We start from the raw sequence: 19,094 nt of genomic DNA, 5'->3' as shown, positions 1-19,094 counted from the left end.
GGCATGAGCTAATCACAAGAAAAAATAAAAAAAGCCTGCCGTTAAAAAATAATTATTTTTACAGCAGATATCACTAAATCTTTCTATAACTTTTTTGGCTTTAGGGGAAATTTTTATCGTTATTCGTTGTAGAGTTTTAAACAGAAACCAGATTTCAGGAATACCGCTCAAAACAGTGACTATTTAATTAAACAGTCATGTGACTAATACTATAAATTACTTCTTCTATCTCAAAATTCATCAAATTTAGCTATGCCAGCATGAACAGCTGAATGAATCTTTTATATAAAATCAGACTTTATGCCATGTTGTTTTTTAGCCCGACAATAGAAAACAATTCTCATTATAAATTAAAAAAATACACGATTTATCCTAATTTCACTCTTATAATTGTTCACAATTATCTGATTTTGAAACTATATTGATCATGCCAAAAATAAAACCGACGAAATTGATTATGGTCGCCGTGATTGCCATTGCGTTAATCGCTGCAGGCTGGTATTTCCTCAAACCCAAAGAACAGCCTCCGCAATATATTACCGCTGAGGTGACTGTAGGAGACATTGAAAGCTCTGTACTGGCAACCGGTATTTTAGAAGCCACAAAAATGGTCAGTGTCGGCGCCCAGGTTTCTGGTCAGGTCAAGAAAATGTATGTGCAACTCGGAGATCAGGTCAAGCAAGGTCAGCTGATTGCCCAGATTGATTCTGTCCGTCAGGAAAATGAGTTAAAAACGGCTGAAGCCAGCATTAAAAATCAGATGGCTCAACTGGCGGTCAGACAGGCCAATCTGGCCAAAGTTGAAGCTGAGTATAAGCGTCAGCAGGCCATGTATGCACAAGATGCGACTTCACGCTCTGAACTGGAATCTGCACTGGCAAACTATAAAACTGCCCAGGCGGATATCACTGCTATTAATGCGCAGATTGAACAGTCGCGTTTGACTTTAGCCACTGCCAAGGAAGACCTCGGCTACACCCAGATTGTGGCACCGATGGATGGTACTATCGTGGCGATTGTGACCGAAGAAGGTCAAACCGTGAATGCCAACCAGAGTGCACCGACTATAGTCAAACTGGCCCAACTCGACACCATGACCATCAAAGCTGAAATTTCTGAAGCAGATGTAATGAAAGTCCATAAAGGCCAAACTGTTTATTTCACAACTTTGGGCAATACTGACAAAAAGATTTACGCCAAACTGCGTCAGGTTGAGCCTGCACCAAATTCAATAAATACCGATAACAATACCTCAAGCTCAACTTCAGGCTCTGCGGTGTACTATAACGCCCTGTTTGATGTACCCAATGAAGATGGCAAGCTGCGTATTGATATGACAGCGCAGGTCTATATCATTCTGGATGAGGCACGGAATGTGCTGACTATTCCAGCTGCTGCCATTCAAAGTTCAAACCGTCCACAACGTCCAAATCGTGGTGAAGGATCTCGCGGTGCCGGTGCCCCATCTGGACCTAACGAAGCTCAGAATCAAGCCCGTGGTGATGAACGAGCTGCAGGTGATCGCCCTGCCCGTTTGGTGCTTTCCGATGCTGAACGTGCCCTGATTGAACAAGGTAAAGCACAGCGTGGCATGGTTCGTGTGTTGCAAGCCGATGGTACTGCAAAACCAACCCCTGTACTGATCGGACTAAATAACCGTGTGACAGCGCAAGTGATTAAAGGCCTGAAACGCGGCGATCAGGTGGTGATTGCAGATGGTTCCGACACTTCCAATGATGCAGCAAAACGCGGTGGCAATAGCCGTGGCCCAATGAGAATGTAAGCATGAATTCACAACAACAGCCTCTTCTGGAGGTGAAAAATCTGGTACGTGAATTCCCTGCGGGTGAAAGCACGGTTCAGATTTTAAAAGGGGTCAATCTGGAAATTTATCCGGGTGAGCTGGTGGCGATTGTCGGCCAGTCCGGTTCGGGTAAATCGACCCTGATGAATATTCTGGGTTGTCTGGATAAACCAACCACTGGCAGCTATAAGGTCAAAGGTCGTGAAACCCGGGAACTGGAAGCGGATGAACTGGCACAATTACGCCGTGAATATTTTGGCTTTATTTTCCAGCGTTATCACCTGCTCGGTGACTTAAGTGCAGCCGGCAATGTCGAAGTCCCCGCGATTTATGCCGGTGAGGATTCATCGGAACGCCGTGAGCGTGCGGTCAAGATTCTGACCGATTTGGGTCTGGGTGAAAAAACCCAGAACCGTCCGAGCCAACTGTCAGGTGGTCAGCAGCAACGTGTCTCGATTGCCCGTGCGCTGATGAATGGTGGTGACGTGATTCTGGCCGATGAACCGACAGGGGCTTTGGACAAGAATAGCGGTATAGAGGTAATGCGGATTCTGCGTGAACTGAATGCCAAGGGTCATACCATTATTCTGGTCACGCATGACCATAATGTGGCAAAAAACGCGACACGAATCATTGAAATTTCGGACGGAAATATCATTTCCGATCAGCCGAATGTTCCTGAAGTCGAAGACGAGCTGGAAAAACAGCCGCTGATCCGGAATGAAAAAAAGAAGATTTCTTCATGGCGTTCCGCGGTTGACCGTCTGGGTGAAGCCTTCCGTATGGCCTTGCTGGCCATGAATGCGCACCGGATGCGGACTTTCCTGACCATGCTCGGGATTATTATCGGTATTGCTTCGGTAGTCTCAGTCGTCGCACTGGGCAATGGTTCACAAAAGCAGATTCTGGAAAATATCAGCAGTCTGGGAACCAACACCATTACCGTATTTCAGGGCCGAGGCTTTGGAGATAATTCCCGCTCCTCACAAGCCAAAACCCTAATTCCAGCCGATGCCGATGCGCTGGCCGAACAGCCGTATGTTGATGGTGTCAGTCCGTCGGTAAATAGCAGTGTCACCGGACGTTATAAAGAAATTGAAGCCTCAACCACGGTAAATGGGGTGAGTGAAGATTTCTTCTATGTACGTGGCATGACCTTCCAGTCTGGTCAGCCCTTTGACCGCAACAGTGTCACGCAACAGGCACAAGACGTGGTGATTGACACCAATACCAAAAATACCTTTTTTAAGGATGGTACCAATCCGGTAGGACAGGTGCTTTTACTAGGCAGTGTCCCGAGCCGGATTATCGGTGTGATCGACGCGCAAAAAGGCATGATGGGCAATAATGACAGCCTGAATGTGTATTTGCCGTATTCCACCGTAATGAGCCGTATGCTGGGACAATCCAATGTACGCAGTATCATTGTACGGATTAAGGATGAATACCCAAGTGCAGCAGCGGAGAATGCCATTCTGAATCTGCTGGTACAGCGCCATGGTGCGCAGGATGTATTTACCCAGAATGCCGACAGTATCCGTGAAACCATTCAGCAAACCACAGCAACCATGACCCTTTTGATTTCAGCGATTGCAGTGATTTCACTGGTCGTCGGCGGGATCGGGGTCATGAACATCATGCTGGTCTCAGTGACTGAACGTACTCAGGAAATCGGTGTACGGATGGCGGTGGGTGCACGTCAAAGTGACATTCTGCAACAGTTCCTGATTGAAGCAGTACTGGTATGTATTTTAGGCGGCATTTTAGGTGTGCTGCTCTCCCTCGGGATTGGCCAACTGATCACCCATTTTGCTGGTAGCACATTCCAGATGGCATATTCAACCACTTCGATCATAGCCGCTTTTGTCTGCTCAAGCTTGATCGGGATTGTGTTTGGCTTTATACCGGCACGTAATGCCGCTCGTCTGAACCCAGTCGATGCCCTCTCTCGCGAATAAGGAATCTGATATGCAAATGAATTTAACCAAGCTTGCCAGTGCCTTGTTGCTGGGAAGCTCGCTGGTCGGTTGTGCCGCAGTGGTAAAAACACCCTATGAGCCACCTGCTCTTCAGGTGCCTAACAATTTTCAAAATAGCCAGGCTTTAAGCCGGCAAATCCATGCCGATATCCTGACAGATCAGTGGTGGACTTTATTTAGAGATTCACAATTGAATAATCTGGTGAATGAAGTTCTGGCAGCCAATAGTGACCTGGCCGTGGCCGGGATTAACTTGCAGCAGGCCCGGATTCAGGCCCGACAAACGCAAAGCCAGCAAGGGGTCCGTATTGGCGATGCCGGACTGACAACACGTAGAAGTTTTGATTTAGAAGATGGTGATAGTTCATCAGGTTTTGGGATTAATTATCCAGGTCTAAGCTATGAACTGGATCTGTTTGGCAAACTGGCCAACCAGACCGAAGCCGCTCGCTGGGAAGCCCTGGCCTCTGAGGAAGACTTGCAGGCAACCGCACAAAGCCTGATCGGCACCACAGCGCAACTCTATTGGCAACTGGCCTATCTGAATGAGCGTTATAGTGTGGTGCAACAAAATCTGGCGACTGCACAGCGTACTTATGATCTGGTGAATGTCCAGTATCGTGCCGGTGCAGTATCCGGTCTTGATCTGACCCAAGCCGAACAGGCCATTCAAAGCCAGCAGGCAACCTTGAGCCAGATAGCGCAGCAACGGGTAGAAACGCGTACAGCACTTGCGGTACTGCTGAATATACCGGTGCAGCAACTCTCTCTTCAGGAACCACAACGTTTACCCAACATTGCCTTGCCTGCGATTGAAGCCGGCTTGCCGGCAAGCCTGCTGGCACGTCGTCCTGACCTGAGAGCAACCGAACTGCGTTTACGCAGGGCTTTGGCCAACAAGGATGCCAATAAAGCCAGTTATTATCCGTCTATTAGCCTGACCGGCAGTTTGAGTACCGGTGTGGGCAGCAGCACCTCATTGTCAGATGCATTAAAAAATCCGGTTGCGACTTTAGGTGCCGGTCTGAGCTTGCCTTTCCTGCAATGGAATGACATGAAGCGTGATTTACAGGTGAATGAACTGGAATATGAAAAAGCCATTATCCAGTATCGTCAGACTATATATCAGGCTTTTGCTGATGTCGAAAACGCCCTGTCGAACCGTACTGAGCTAACCAAACAGGTCGCATTACAGCAACGCAATGTTGAACTGGCTGAACGTACAGAACGTCTGACTGAAGTGCGTTATCGTAATGGAGCTATAGCTTTGAAAAACCTGCTGGATGCACAGGAGACCACACGAAATGCCCGGCTGGCTTTGGTGCAAACCAGACAAAACCAGTACAATGCCTATGTAACTTTAATGCAGGCATTGGGTGGTAGCCCCCTCCGGGAATTGCCTTGAATCCAACCTGAATCATAAAAAAAACCGCTGTCCAACAGCGGTTTTTTAGTGCGTGTGATTCGAGGAAAATTATTGCATTTGCAAATAAGCATTCACATTTTTCAATAATTCATTGGATCGCTCATGTCCGAGTAAACTGCCTTTTTCCAGCCAGTCTCGTGCGGTTCCGATATCACGCTCCACGCCAATGCCCTTGGTATATAAACGTCCAAGATGGCTATAAGCATCCACATTCACCTGCGCTGCCGCCTGCTGATAATACTGTACGGCTTGTTCAATATTACTCTCAACTCCTTGACCCTGCTCATATGCTTCGCCCAAAGCATTTAGTGCCACACCATTCTGCTGAGCAGCTGCTTTTCGCAGATAGCTCAAGCCTAAGGCAATATCCTGCGCAATCTGTTGCCCTTTAAGATACTTCAAGCCCACTTCTGCTTGTGCCTGGGCATGCCCCAATTGTGCAGCCTGATGCAGATAACGATTGGCCAGCTCTGCATTATTGCTAAACACAGGATAAATACCTGAGAGAGCTTGGTACAGGAACCATGCCGCTTCTTTCGAACCTTTCGCAACTGCCTGATTCAGGTACTGGACAGCTTTATCACGTGTCGACAATGGATATTCAGCCAGACTATAAAACCGGCCGACGCTATAAATTAAATCCGCTTCAGACTGAGCCACAATCTGCCAATACTGCTGTGCCGCGCTCTGAATCATTTGTGTGGCTTTACCCGTATCTTTCGCCGTACCAATACCATTTAAATAACACAGCGCCATCCCCATCTGTGCAGACACATCGTTAGGACTAAGCCGATAGGCAGCCTGATATAACTCAAATGCTTTTTGCGGTTCGTTGGCAACCAGATGCTGCTCAAAATACAGCGCAGCAATTATGCATAAGGCAGGCACATGTTTGCTGTTGGCCGCTTCCGACCAGTAACGAAATGCCATGGTTTCATTTTTATCGACATACCAGCCATGAAAATAGGCCAGCCCGATTAAAGCCTTGGCGTGTGCATCGGCGTGATCTTTGGACTGCTGCAATAAATGCTGAAACACGCGCTGACGCTGGTCGGTATCGATACGGCCTTGCAACACACCGGCATAATAATCATAGAGACCTTTCTGGTCACCGAGACTGATACAGCGTTTAATAAATTGCAGCGATTGCGTCAAGTCTTGGGGGAGAATCTGTCCATGCGCATAATCATCGGCGATCTGCTGATTGGCAGCCAAATGATCCTGCCGAGCCGCCAGAAACAGATAATGTATTCCTTGCACTAAATCTTGGGCTGCAGAATCAGCCAGATAATACTGGGCCAGCTGATACTGCGAATTGGCATGACCCTGCCCGGCATTTTGAATGAATAATGCCAGACGCTGTTTTTCTGCAATCATCTCGTTTTGATGGACTTCGGCAGAAGAAAGTTCAGTGATACGATACTGGGCATCCAGATTACCCCGTGCTACCGCATGACGGTACCAGTACAGGGCTTTTTCCGGGTCAGCCTGCTGATACGCCTCTCCTTCATGAATTTGACCCAGATGATAAGCTGCTTCATCACTGCCTAGGCGAAAGGCTTTGTCCAGGTAGCTGATGGCTTTTTCAGTATTTTGCTCATGTCCCAAACCCTGCAGATGCATCAGTCCCAGGCCCACATAAGCCTGTGGGATTTCCTGTTGCTGGGCCAGTCCCTGATAAATCTGATAGGCACGTTCATAATTCGGATGCTCCGGATCTGAACTCAATCGTGCTGCATGTTTAAGCTGCGCATCAACCTGCTCAATCCATAAATCATGATACTCGGCTTTGGCCTGATCACGTTTCACCGGATCCGGACGTTTCCACATCCAGATCGCTAAAGCTCCTGTCCCCAAAATCAGTACCAGCAAAAACCACATAGCTGCTCCAAAACATTATTTTTGTTCTGTGAATGAATCCTTTCATTCTAAACGTCACTTAAAAAAAAGCACAGATACTGTGCTTTTTATTTTTCAAATCAGGATTTTGCTCTTTTACTATCGAGCTTTTTCAAGCCTTCTGCGACGGCGACCATGGCAAAACTGGAGGTCACCACCACAGCCGACCCATACCCCCCACATCGCAAACCGGCACTGGCACAGACATCAGCACTTGAGAATGGATTATCAATTGAATAGACACAGATAATGCCGAATTTTTCTTTGGGCTTTTTACAGATGCCTTTAGCACGTAACTGGGCACGCAATTTGGCCAGCATCGGGTCCTGTTCAGTTTTAGATAAATCTGCAACACGAATTTTCAATGGATCCAGTTTACCCCCTGCCCCGCCCGATACGATTAACGGAATCTTGTTAAAGCGACAATGTAACATCAAGGCGAATTTGGCTTTGACATCATCAATGCAATCTAAAATGAGATCCGGTGTCGGAGCTAAAATTTCTTTGATATTCTCAGGCGTCAGATAATCATCAATCAGATTGATTTTAATCCGTGGATTAATTGCACGACACCGCTCGGCCATAACTTCAATTTTTTCATGACCCAAGGTGGTACTCATGGCAGGTAACTGGCGGTTGATATTTGATGCTGCGACGACATCCATATCGACCAAGGTCAGTTCGCCAATTCCGCTACGTGCCAGAGCTTCTACTGCCCATGAACCGACACCGCCGATACCGATCACCATCACATGACTTTTTTCATAATGGCTAAAGCTGGCTTCTCCATAAATTTTGGCAACACCGGCAAAGCGGCGCTCATATTCATCGTCTTGAAGCAGATCAGTCATAAGTCATCAATAGCAGTTAAATCACGGTTTATTTTAGCAAAGTCAGCATTGTTTTACTGCTCCTAAAATTTCGATACAAAATCCATCAGGAAAATCAGAAAGATAAATTCAGGAACACCTTATAATTGAATAAAATTTATACACATAATTTTAAATAAGGAGTCAAACCCTGTGCTCATCAATGCTCTTTTGACTCTTAACTTTATACTGATTGCGTTACATTTATATTTTTACAGCAGCCAAAAGCAGAAAAACTATGGGCTGAGTATTTTTATTCGTTTGCTGACTTTAGGCTTGTTTGGCTTTGTAATCCTGGATCATTATGAAACCCAGACCCATTTGATTTTGGTGCTTGTATCGTGGGCCATATTTGAAATCATAGAGGGTCTTTTTAAAAAGAAAAAAGCCTCAGCACCATAAAAAAAGAGGCTTACGCCTCTTTTTCATCTATCGGAATTAGTCTTTATTCATGATGAAAAAATATTCACGATAGTATTTCAGTTCAGCAATTGAATCACGAATGTCATCCATCGCCAGATGCGAGGCATTTTTCTTGAGGCCACTCATGATTTCCGGGCGCCAGCGTTTGGCCAGTTCTTTCACTGAAGAAACATCCAAATTACGGTAATGGAAATACTGTTCCAGTTCAGGCATCAGGCGGTGCAGGAAACGACGATCCTGACAGATCGAGTTACCACACATTGGTGATGATTTTGGATTCACCCATTTTTTCAGAAATTCAAGCGTTTGCTGCTCGGCATCCTGAGCGGTCAGTTTACTGCGACGCACACGTTCAATCAGGCCAGACTGACCATGTTGACGGGTATTCCATTCATCCATCGCATTTAACAGACGGGCAGGCTGATGCACCGCAAGCACAGGACCTTCAGCCAGAATATTTAAATTGTCATCGGTTACAATCGTCGCAATTTCAATAATTTGGTCATTGTCTGTGTCTAGACCTGTCATTTCCAGGTCAATCCAAATCAGGCGGGTATCAGCGGTACTGCTCATAAATGTGCAATCTTATTGGGTTTAAAAACAACTATAGTAGCAAATTAATTACATCTTGGGTGTCATTCGGGGGCTGCTTCATGCTATTTTTGCCATCTGATTTACCCGGTTTTTTAGGATATGAATGGCCTTAATACGTAAGCGTCGTCTGACAGAGCAACAACAGCGCCGCATTCAGAAACAACAGAAAACACGTCAAGAAGATCTCGATACCTCCAGCGATCTCGAAGGTCTAGTGGTGCAACATTATGGTCGTCAACTTGAAGTGCAGGCCTTGTCTACCCCCGACATTCATTCTGAAAAACCGGTGGTACAAGAGGGCGAACCTGAACCTTTCTGGAAAGAAATCGAGCTAGGCAGTGTCTGGCGCTGTCATACCCGGACCAATCTGGATTTACTGGTCACTGGTGACCGGGTTAAATGGCAAGCCGATCCAAATACCGGTTTGGGGATTATCACCGCGATTCATCCCCGCAAATCGTTATTGACACGCCCCGACCGCTATCACAAGGTTAAACCGGTTGCGGCCAACATTTCACTGATTGTGATTGTATTCGCTCCTCTGCCTGAGCCGGCGCCGGGTCTGATCGACCGTTATCTGGTGGCCTGTGCCGATGCCGACATTCCTGCGCTTCTGGTAATGAACAAAGCCGATTTGTTGAAAGAAAACGATCCGATTCTGAATCTGTTACAAGAATATCAGGATCTCGGTTATGAAGTGATGCAGACCCAGTCCGATGGCGACCTGACTGCACTGTCTAATCGTCTGAAAAATGAAACTGTGGCCTTTGTCGGTCAATCGGGTGTCGGTAAAAGTACGCTGATTAATGCGATCGTGCCGGATGCTGCACAAAAGACCAATATCATTTCTGAAAACTCGGCACTGGGTCAACATACCACGACTTCGACGCGCCTGATTCCATTCGGGGAAAATGCTGCGCTGATCGACTCACCGGGAATCCGGGAATTTGGTCTCTGGCATCTGACTTTAGACAAGATCCAGACTGGTTTTCCTGAAATAGAAAATCTGCTCGGTCACTGCCAGTTCCGCAACTGTACCCATAAACATGAAAAGCAGTGTGCCTTACGTCAGGCAGCAGCAGCAGGTGAAATTTTGCCGCGCCGACTGGACAGCTATTTGCGTTTAATCGACGAAATTACTGAAGCACAGCAAAAAAATTAATTTTCTTAAGGCCTCGCCCTTGAAGCGGTGATTTTGATCACCATATTTATGAGCTATACTCTTGGCAATTTTAAAATTGTAATTAGGTGAATTGTGGAACGTTGGTTCGAGTTTATGGGGAATCACCCCTTCTTATTTGGAACACTCGCGGTATTAGTGGTTTTGTTCTTCATTGTCGAAGGCCAACGTAACGGTCGCAAAATCTCTCCGCAATCGCTGGGAATTTTAGTCAAAGCAAAAAATGCCATGCTGATTGATTTACGCGATGCCAAAGACTTCCGTGAAGGTCATATCAGTGGCAGCCGTAATATTCCATATAGCCAGATTACAAAACATGTTGAAGAGCTTAAAGCATCTGATCGCCCTTTGGTGTTCATTTGCAACCTTGGACAGGTGGCTGGTACTGCGTTACAACAGGTCGGTCATGCCGATGCCTACCGTCTTGATGGCGGCATCAGCAACTGGAAAGCTCAAGGTTTACCTTTGGTGAAAAGCAAATAATCCACGAACAGGAGATTGATCATGGCTGAAGTGACTATTTATTCGACGACTGTATGTCCTTATTGCGTACGTGCGAAACAGCTATTGGAACGCAAAGGTGTGGCATATAAAGAGATTAATTTATCTCAGGAAGCACCAGAAGTCCGTCTTGAATTGATGCAGCGTACCAATCACCGTACCGTGCCACAAATTTTTATTAATGATCAGTTTATCGGTGGTTTCGACCAGCTTTATGCTTTAGAGCGTGAAGGCAAACTTGATGAATTACTGGCTTAACCTTACTAAAATTATCACTTCATATTAAGGATCAAAAAATGAGTGAAGAACAACAAGCTCAACCACAATTGGCATTAGAGCGTATTTATACCAAAGATATTTCTTTTGAAGTTCCTGGGGCGCAAGTTTTTACCAAACAATGGCAGCCTGAGTTAAACATCAATCTTTCTTCTTCTGCAGAAAAAATTGATGAAACTCATTTTGAAGTGACGTTGAAAGTCGTGGTTCAAGCAACCAACGAAGGTGATACCGCGTTTATCGTTGATGTCACTCAAGCCGGTATTTTCCTGATTGATGGCGTTGAAGAAGAGCGTCTGCCATATATCCTGGGTGCTTATTGCCCGAATATCCTGTTCCCGTTCCTACGTGAGGCAGTGAATGATATGGTGACTAAAGGCAGTTTCCCACAGTTACTGCTTACACCAATCAACTTCGATGCTGAATTTGAAGCCAATATGCAACGTGCCCAAGCCGCTGCTGTGGATGGTCAAGCTTAATCGCTGCCCTTAAAATCTAAAAAAGACCGCTTATGCGGTCTTTTTTTGAGCCCCTCTTTTTAAAGAGAGATTTGGGGAGATTAATTTCTTAACTCAATCCCTCCTCACCTCCCTTTAAAAAGGGAGGAATTCTCTCATCTTCTAGAAGATGACAAGCACTGCTAGTAAGGGAGAGGTAAATAAAAATTCCCTCATCCCGACCTTCTCCCAAAGGGAGAAGGTGAAAAGCAGATTTTTATTCCGCATCTGCCATCAATTCAGCGCTCATACCAACAGTGTTAAAGCCGGCATCAACATACAGGATTTCACCCGTAATCCCGTTGGCCCATGGCGAGCACAGGAATAAGGCAGCATTACCGACATCTTCAATCGTCACATTACGTTTTAATGGTGCAACTTTCTCATTCAGGTCGAGCATTTTACGGAATGATTTAATACCTGAAGCTGCCAAGGTACGGATTGGACCCGCAGAGATCGCGTTCACACGAATCCCTTCCTGACCCAAGCTAGACGCCAAATAACGTACGCCAGCTTCTAAAGAGGCTTTGGCCATACCCATGACGTTATAGTTTGGCATTACACGCTCAGAACCTTGATAAGTCAATGTCAGCAAACAACCTTGACGGACTTGCAGCAAAGGTTTTGCCGCGCGTGCCATTGCGATAAAGCTATAGGCACTGATGTCATGCGCAATATTAAAACCTTCACGATCCGTGATTTCGGTGAAGTCGCCATCCAGCGTATGTGCCGGTGCAAAACCGATAGAATGCACTACGCCGTCCAGACCATCCCAGTGTTTAGACAATTCAGCAAATGCATTGTCAATTTCAGCATCTACTGCCACATCACAAGGAAAAACCAGTTTCGAACCAAACTGTTCAGCAAAGTCATCTACCCGCTTTTTCAGCTTTTCATTTGGATAAGTAAAAGCCAATTCAGCACCTTCACGATGCAATGCTTGAGCAATACCAAAAGCGATCGATAATTTACTCGCAATGCCCGCAATCAAGAAGCGCTTACCCGCCAAAAGTCCTTGTGCCATGTGAATCTCACCTAAAAAAATGTATATGGCATGATGCCAAGTCTGGAGCATTTTAGAAATTGCATAATGCACCTTTTTTTCTATTTATGATGAACTGGGAATTTAAGACCGAGTTAAGAGTATTAATTTAAATGGTCAAATGCAGGGCCTGATGGGTATTTTGCCAGAGCTGTTCAGCCAGCTCCTCTTTGTGCATATGCAGGCTTTTTGCCAGCCCTTGCAACACATAAGGTAAATTGGCAGGCGTATTTCTAGTACGATGCTCGCTTGAACTTTGACAACAAAGCGGCGTCATATCCGGACAGTCGGTTTCCAGCACCAGATGTTCTGGTCCGACATACTGCACCACTTGATGCAGTTTTTTGGCGTTTGGATTGGTGATTTGCCCAGTAATACCCAGTTTGAATCCCAGCTTGATAAAGGCTTTAGCTTCCTCAATTCCACCACCAAAGGCATGTGCAATGCCACCCTGTTTAAATCGGTGCTGTTTTAACATCTGCAAAACCTCCGCATGTGATTTACGGATATGCAGCAAAACCGGCTTATCGAATTGCTGCGCCAGTTCCAGTTGTGCAGCAAAAAAATCTTTTTGTTTCTGGAAAATTTCAGCCTGTTTGTGCTGTTTTAAAAAGGTATCCAGACCGATTTCACCAATAGCAATACATCCTTCATGATGAAGCAGTTGTTCCAGCTCCTGCAAATGAGCAATCTGATGCTGTTCAATATAAAACGGATGCAAGCCCGGTGCTAAATGACTTTGCGGTGCATTTTCCAGATCATTGATAAAGTCGTGGGTTCTTAGCAGGTCGGCAAAACGGTTTTGCAAAAAACCTATTAAAACCAGATGCTCAATACCGGCAGTTTTGGCCGCATAGGCCAACTGTTCCCGATCAGGGTCGAAATCGGGAACATCAAAATGGGTATGCGTATCAAATAGCTTTAAGGTCATTTGGCTTTTGCAGCAGGTGCTGGCTTTATTTCAGAGGCAGCGTTTTCTGTGTGTGGCAAATATTCCTGTTTCAGCACACCTTGTAACTGCTCATACGGAATCATCAAACGTGGCAAACCGGCGACATAAGGTCCAATTTCATATTCGGCATATTGCAAGACCAGACCTTGCTGGGCCAGATAAAAATTATCGCTAAGCTTGAACTTCCAGGCCTGTTCATACTCGGCCACATCTTTGGCAAGCTTGGATTCTACCACCCAGTCTTTAAAAGCTTCATAGGCACGCGTTTCGAGTTTGGTTTTTTGCTTGGCCGCAATAATGTCGTCCAACTTGACCAGTTTTTGCTGTTCGAGATCAAAGTTATAATAAGTCTGTGCAGATGCCCCATGTGCTCCTCCCAGATAATAACTGCTGTTCAGAACCACGGTCGCAAGGGGATCCCCTGAATTCAGAATCTTGGGTTTAATCATCAGGCTGATGCTATGACTGGCACTCAGGGCTTTGAGTTCTTTATCCAGATTCAAAAAAGTCTGTATATAGGGCTGAATTTGCTGTTCAAGCTGCTGTTTTGGTGTTGCTACTGTTGTCAAAGCTGCTTTGGGCTCAGAGGCAGCCGTTTCTGCTTCACTAGCCGCAGTCACTTTTGCCGGTTCAATCGCATCTACAGACAGGATACTTTTCAACTGTTGGAGAATCTGCTGATCAATCCATTCATTAATAAAACTTTGATTACTGTTCAGGCGTTCGATCGAGATTTCCGGGCAGCTTTTGTCTTCACATTCCGGAATTGTCAGCTTGAGTTTTTCGGTCTCACCCGTGAGTTTAATTACTTCAGGCTCGGCTTGTACCACTTCAGGAGCAGTCGACTCTTTTGGGGCATCGCCCTTTGGCTGGCAGGCACTCAGCAGCACCGCTGATGCCAGTATGGATAGACAAAAAATATTCTTATATCTTGGCATTCACTCACCTTTTCGGAACCTGTAATCATCTTGCAAGATCATCAGCTTTAAAACATATGCTGATAGATCTCAGCTTTCAAGACCTGTTGTGTTTGTTGTTTTGTTAAATAAATATCCAGTTGCTTGGCGTCTTTACTGATTTCATGACTGCGAAAATGCAGACCGATGCCTTCCTGATCAAAGAACCAGTCAGCTTGGCCCCAATACAGTTTTTTTGGTGCTTTTTGCTGAACTTGCGAATTGTTTTCTTTTAACCAGGTTTGATAAGCCTGCTGAATAATCTGATCCATCAGCAACTGCTGTTTAGAGTCGATAATATCAAGTGGGGTCAGCATTTTCTGCTGGCGGCGATCGGCCACAAAAAAATAATAGCGCTCATGCACGCTGACATTTTCCTGTTTGGAATCCACCCCGATTTGCATCAGCACATACTGATTGCGCTGGTAAGGAATACGGGTATAAAGCGACAGTTCATAAGCCTTGTTCAAATTGAACTGAGCTTGCCAAGCATCCGATTTTTTCACATAGGCATTGATGGCCTGCTGTAAATTCATGTCCTGTTTCAAGCCAATTTGATCCTGAATCACTTTTGCCTGCTGCTTTTCAATCCATTGGTTCATCCATGGATCAACCGTATCTAAGGTCTGAATATCCAGATTGATACAGTTTTTATTTTCACAGAATGGTAAGGCAATCTTGGCCGGCTGCTCTTGAATATTCAGATACGGCAAGACATCAGCATTCTTCGCTACAGTGATTTTTTCATTTTTTGGAGTAGTAAGGGATTCTTTTTCACCTTGATCACAGCCATTTAGGACAAGGCTAAAACCAATCACAGAACCGAGGACGACTTCCTTACTGAGCTTCATTCTCTTTACTATATCTATCGAGTTATTAACTGCTTAAATGTAGCATAAAACAAAACAGCTTCCGGAGAAGCTGCTTGATATTTTTAGACTTTGGCTACGAACCCTGAAATTTTAGTGTTCGCGTGTATTACGGAACACGATATCCGGATAGCGCTCTTGCATCAGCTGTAAATTCACCCGGCTTGGGGCAAGATAAGTTAAATGACCACCACCATCGACAGACAACTGGTCATGGGCTTTTTTCTTGAATTCGTTGAATTTCTTCTCATCATCACAAGATACCCAACGTACTGTGTTGATGTTGACCGGTTCGTAAACACAGTCGACCTTGTATTCTTCTTTCAGACGGTAAGCCACCACTTCAAACTGTAGCACACCCACAGCACCCACGATCAGATCGTTGTTATTCTGCGGCATGAATACCTGAGTCGCGCCTTCTTCTGAAAGCTCTTTCAGACCTTTTTGCAGCTGCTTGGATTTTAATGGATCCTTCAAGCGGACACGACGGAACATTTCCGGCGCAAAGTGTGGAATACCGGTAAACTGAAGTTTCTCACCCGAGGTAAATGTATCACCGATCTGGATAGTACCATGGTTATGCAGACCAATAATATCACCCGGCCAGGCTTCTTCAAGATGCTGACGGTCTCCTGCAAGGAAAGTTAAGGCATCGCTGATGCGCACATCTTTATCCAGACGCACATGCTTCATCTTCAGGCCTTTTTCATACTTGCCTGAACATATCCGCATGAAAGCAATACGGTCACGGTGTTTTGGATCCATATTGGCCTGAATTTTAAAGACAAAACCGGTAAAACCTTCTTCATCCGCTTCTACAACACGATCTTGGGTCGGATGAGCTTTCGGTGGTGGTGCATATTGGCTGAAAGCATCCAGAACATGGTCGACACCAAAGTTACCCAAGGCTGTACCGAACAGAACAGGTGTTTGACGACCCGCCAGAAACTCTTCACGATCCAAAGGCTCATTGGCCATTTGTACCAGTTCCAGCGATTCTTCAAATGCTGCCCAAGCCAGATCACCGACTTTCTCGCGAAGATCCGGATAGTCATAACCATCACGTACCTCAATGTCGGTAATCACTGAACCGAAGCCCGCTTTATAAACATAAAATTTGTCTTCGATCAGGTTATAAACACCAGCGAAGTCACGACCTGTACCCAATGGCCAAGTTAATGGTACACATTTAATTTTTAGAACGTTTTCAATTTCATCAAGAAGTTCGAGCGGCTCACGGATTTCACGGTCCATTTTGTTGACGAATGAGATGATCGGGGTATCGCGCATCCGACACACTTCCATCAGTTTAATGGTACGGTCTTCGACACCTTTTGCCCCGTCAATCACCATCAGCGCAGAGTCTACTGCGGTTAAGGTACGATAGGTATCTTCCGAGAAGTCCTCATGTCCCGGGGTATCCAGAAGATTGATCATCTTGTCTTTAAAAGGAAATTGCATCACCGAAGTCGTGATCGAGATACCACGCTCTTTTTCCATTTCCATCCAGTCCGATGTTGCGGCCCGGTCAGATTTACGGCTTTTTACCATCCCGGCTACCTGAATGGCCTGACCCCATAACAGCAATTTTTCTGTCATGGTGGTTTTACCGGCATCGGGGTGGGAAATAATAGCGAACGTACGTCGCTGGGCGACTTGTGCCGCCAGTTCTTGCTTAAAGCTCATGAAATATACCTACTGCTCAATGCACAGCATTCGAGATCAAATTCGATCAATATGAAAAAAATTGGCGATATTGTAGCAGAGTTTCAGGGTGGAGTTCCGTGAGCCATATTGTCTATCCTGACGCTCAATCAATTTGAGCGCTATTAATGGAATTGTAAATTTTCTAAACGTTGTTCATCTACCGGCAAGCCCAGTAAAAAACCTTGTAACTGTTCACAACCGAGCCGGGTTAAAATTTCCGCTTGCGCTTCAGTTTCAACCCCTTCTGCAGTCACCACCAACCCCAGTTTCATAGCCAACTGGATAATACTTTCCAGAATTATTTCTTCTTTGGAGCCGACTTCCAGATTTTTGATAAATTCCCGGTCAATTTTTAATTCATCAACGGCTAAATTCTTTAAATAGAGAAAGCTTGAATGACCCGTACCAAAATCATCAATGGCCAGACGGATGCCCATTTGTCTTAAGCGCTTGAAGCTGCGAATACTCACATCAATATGATGCATGGCAGTCGACTCAGTAATCTCGATCATTAAATGCCGAGGACTAATTTTATATTGGGCAAACAACTTTTCCAAGGTACTAAAAAGCTGCTTATGCTCAAATTGTACCGCAGACAAATTAACCGCAACAGGGAAAAATTCGGTATGTGTATCTTGCCATTTTTGAATCTGCTGACAGGCCAGCTCTAATGCCCAATAGCCCATTTGAATAATCAGTCCGGTTTTTTCAGCTGCATTGATAAACAGGTTCGGGCCGAGCAGTCCAAACTGGGGATGGTTCCAGCGGATTAATGCCTCTACCCCACACAAGCTGCGGTCCCTGGTCCTAAATTTTGGCTGATAGAACAGTACAAACTGCTGTTCTTCCACCGCTTTATACAGATCATTAATCAGGGTACTCTGGCTCTTGCTTTCATCCTGATCGGTAGAATAGTTAAACACCGAATAGGTATTGCGCCCCTGATACTTGGAGCTGAGCATGGCAGCATCGGCATTGACTAACAAATCCTGTAAATTTTTGCCATGTTCCGGATACATGGCAATGCCGATACTGCCCGAGATATGAATACTCTTGCCTTCAATCAGGAAACTTTCCTGGATCAGCTCGAGAATCTTTTCTGACATTTTTGCCGCTTTGGTAACAGAGGTATTTTCCAGTACCAGCAGAAATTCATCGCCGCCGATTCTGAGCAGCTTGGAGTGATGACCCAATAACTGATGAATCCGTGTGGTCAACTGAATCAGCAACTGGTCACCGACCAGATGGCCAAACACATCATTGACCGCCTTAAAACGGTCCAGATCAATGTATAAAAAAGCAATTTCATGCTGCTGGGGCTGATCAGAAAATAATTTATTTGCATACTCAGCAAGATATAGACGGTTGGGTAATTTGGTCAGATTATCCTGAATGGTCTGGTTTTCAATTTGCTGATTGGCCCAAGCAAGCTGACGATTGCGTGAACCGACACGCAGTTCGGACACAACGATACAAATCAGCGTTAGCAGTAACAGCCCGCTCATTAAGATTATGGCCAGAAAAAGCTGATCCTGTGCATGGGTGAATTGCAGGGACTGTAGTACATTACTGGCAGTAAAGTTGAATGCCATCATGCTGATATGATGCATACCAAAGATACCAAGCGCGATTATCCCGGTGACAAGAACTATTCGAAAAAACGACCAGGTCTTCCGTGTACTCAACCAGAAGGTAAAGATAGCGGCAAAGCATACTACCAGAACAGAAAGGAGCAGTATCCTCCAATCTATTTCATATTTATGCAGCATAAAACTTGCTGTCAGCCCAATAAAATGGATCAACCAAATCAATAGTCCCAATAGCATAGCCGTTAGCATTAAACTGAAAGTTTTAACGTTTGGCTGCGCAGCACCTGAAGCAAATTTTTTAATCCGGATAATCAGATAACAAGCAATCAATGCTGAAAAAATGGAAGCGGTGACCAGACTAATATCATGCTGAATTTCAATCATATAAAATGCTCCCCATCGGTGACCATTTTTACAATACTCTGCACTGGTATTTCCATTTTCATCCGGTCAAATTTGAACTTATTAAAATCATCAAGCTGAACATCAATGCAAGTGAATTCATCTGCAACAGCATCAGTCTTAACTCAA

At 45.2% G+C, this 19,094-nt stretch carries 16 protein-coding genes; 7 read left to right on the top strand and 9 right to left on the bottom strand.

Translation table 11 applies throughout. The annotated features are described in order from the left end of the window. Window positions 1-427: 427 nt before the first annotated feature. From AY607_RS07880 to AY607_RS07870, 3 genes are read left to right on the top strand one after another with little or no spacing between them, the layout of a single operon-like run. Window positions 428-1,783: a MacA family efflux pump subunit gene (locus tag AY607_RS07880; protein WP_064094792.1), complete on the top strand. Its 1,356-nt coding sequence runs from the start codon at window positions 428-430 to the stop codon at window positions 1,781-1,783. Between the two features lie 2 nt (window positions 1,784-1,785). Continuing rightward, complete coding sequence (locus AY607_RS07875) at window positions 1,786-3,762, top strand: MacB family efflux pump subunit (RefSeq protein ID WP_064102267.1); 1,977 nt, start codon at window positions 1,786-1,788, stop codon at window positions 3,760-3,762. 10 nt (window positions 3,763-3,772) lie between these two features. Beyond that, window positions 3,773-5,188 (top strand): efflux transporter outer membrane subunit, encoded by a 1,416-nt coding sequence (locus tag AY607_RS07870; RefSeq protein ID WP_064102266.1) that lies wholly within the window; start codon window positions 3,773-3,775, stop codon window positions 5,186-5,188. A gap of 69 nt (window positions 5,189-5,257) precedes the next feature. Here AY607_RS07870 and AY607_RS07865 read toward each other — a convergent pair whose 3' ends face one another. The 3 genes from AY607_RS07865 to orn all read right to left on the bottom strand — a co-directional run bounded on the left by AY607_RS07865 (window position 5,258) and on the right by orn (window position 8,973). Further along, window positions 5,258-7,090: a tetratricopeptide repeat protein gene (locus AY607_RS07865; protein WP_064102265.1), complete on the bottom strand. Its 1,833-nt coding sequence runs from the start codon at window positions 7,088-7,090 to the stop codon at window positions 5,258-5,260. 98 nt (window positions 7,091-7,188) lie between these two features. After that, complete coding sequence (locus AY607_RS07860) at window positions 7,189-7,959, bottom strand: ThiF family adenylyltransferase (protein ID WP_064102264.1); 771 nt, start codon at window positions 7,957-7,959, stop codon at window positions 7,189-7,191. A 456-nt stretch (window positions 7,960-8,415) separates the two neighbouring features. Continuing rightward, window positions 8,416-8,973: an oligoribonuclease gene (gene orn, locus AY607_RS07850; protein ID WP_005103209.1), complete on the bottom strand. Its 558-nt coding sequence runs from the start codon at window positions 8,971-8,973 to the stop codon at window positions 8,416-8,418. Between the two features lie 124 nt (window positions 8,974-9,097). On the opposite strand from orn, the gene rsgA reads away from it, so the two are divergent. The 4 genes from rsgA to secB all read left to right on the top strand — a co-directional run bounded on the left by rsgA (window position 9,098) and on the right by secB (window position 11,430). After that, window positions 9,098-10,156: a ribosome small subunit-dependent GTPase A gene (gene rsgA / locus AY607_RS07845; protein ID WP_064094798.1), complete on the top strand. Its 1,059-nt coding sequence runs from the start codon at window positions 9,098-9,100 to the stop codon at window positions 10,154-10,156. Window positions 10,157-10,249: 93 nt separating this feature from the next. Further along, on the top strand, window positions 10,250-10,657 hold the full coding sequence (locus AY607_RS07840; protein WP_064094799.1) for a rhodanese-like domain-containing protein: 408 nt from the start codon (window positions 10,250-10,252) through the stop codon (window positions 10,655-10,657). Window positions 10,658-10,678: 21 nt separating this feature from the next. Next, entirely contained in the window at window positions 10,679-10,933 is a 255-nt protein-coding gene (gene grxC / locus AY607_RS07835; RefSeq protein WP_004278388.1) for a glutaredoxin 3, read from the top strand. Between the two features lie 38 nt (window positions 10,934-10,971). Next, on the top strand, window positions 10,972-11,430 hold the full coding sequence (gene secB, locus AY607_RS07830; RefSeq protein WP_064094800.1) for a protein-export chaperone SecB: 459 nt from the start codon (window positions 10,972-10,974) through the stop codon (window positions 11,428-11,430). A 235-nt stretch (window positions 11,431-11,665) separates the two neighbouring features. Here the strand turns inward: secB and AY607_RS07825 are convergent, their stop codons facing one another. The 6 genes from AY607_RS07825 to AY607_RS07800 all read right to left on the bottom strand — a co-directional run bounded on the left by AY607_RS07825 (window position 11,666) and on the right by AY607_RS07800 (window position 18,947). Continuing rightward, window positions 11,666-12,472 (bottom strand): enoyl-ACP reductase, encoded by an 807-nt coding sequence (locus AY607_RS07825; protein ID WP_064094801.1) that lies wholly within the window; start codon window positions 12,470-12,472, stop codon window positions 11,666-11,668. 127 nt (window positions 12,473-12,599) lie between these two features. Continuing rightward, a complete protein-coding gene (locus AY607_RS07820) occupies window positions 12,600-13,421 on the bottom strand; it encodes a TatD family hydrolase (protein WP_064094802.1) in 822 nt (273 codons plus the stop codon). Further along, the gene (locus tag AY607_RS07815; RefSeq protein WP_064094803.1) at window positions 13,418-14,380 is read right to left on the bottom strand and encodes an RsiV family protein; all 963 of its coding nucleotides are present in this window, start codon (window positions 14,378-14,380) and stop codon (window positions 13,418-13,420) included. The genes AY607_RS07820 and AY607_RS07815 overlap by 4 nt, the downstream gene beginning before the upstream one ends. A gap of 47 nt (window positions 14,381-14,427) precedes the next feature. Next, window positions 14,428-15,249, bottom strand: a complete 822-nt coding sequence (locus AY607_RS07810) for a hypothetical protein (RefSeq protein ID WP_064102262.1) — start codon at window positions 15,247-15,249, stop codon at window positions 14,428-14,430. 111 nt (window positions 15,250-15,360) lie between these two features. After that, complete coding sequence (locus AY607_RS07805) at window positions 15,361-16,953, bottom strand: peptide chain release factor 3 (protein WP_064102261.1); 1,593 nt, start codon at window positions 16,951-16,953, stop codon at window positions 15,361-15,363. A gap of 143 nt (window positions 16,954-17,096) precedes the next feature. Next, window positions 17,097-18,947 carry a putative bifunctional diguanylate cyclase/phosphodiesterase gene (locus tag AY607_RS07800; protein WP_064102260.1) on the bottom strand — a complete coding sequence of 617 codons (1,851 nt, stop codon included), beginning with the start codon at window positions 18,945-18,947 and terminating at the stop codon, window positions 17,097-17,099. Window positions 18,948-19,094 lie beyond the last annotated feature (147 nt).

Origin of the sequence: Acinetobacter sp. SFA, from assembly GCF_001647535.1 — a bacterium.
GTDB lineage: Bacteria > Pseudomonadota > Gammaproteobacteria > Pseudomonadales > Moraxellaceae > Acinetobacter > Acinetobacter pecorum.
This window is presented reverse-complemented; position numbering and strand designations above follow the sequence as displayed.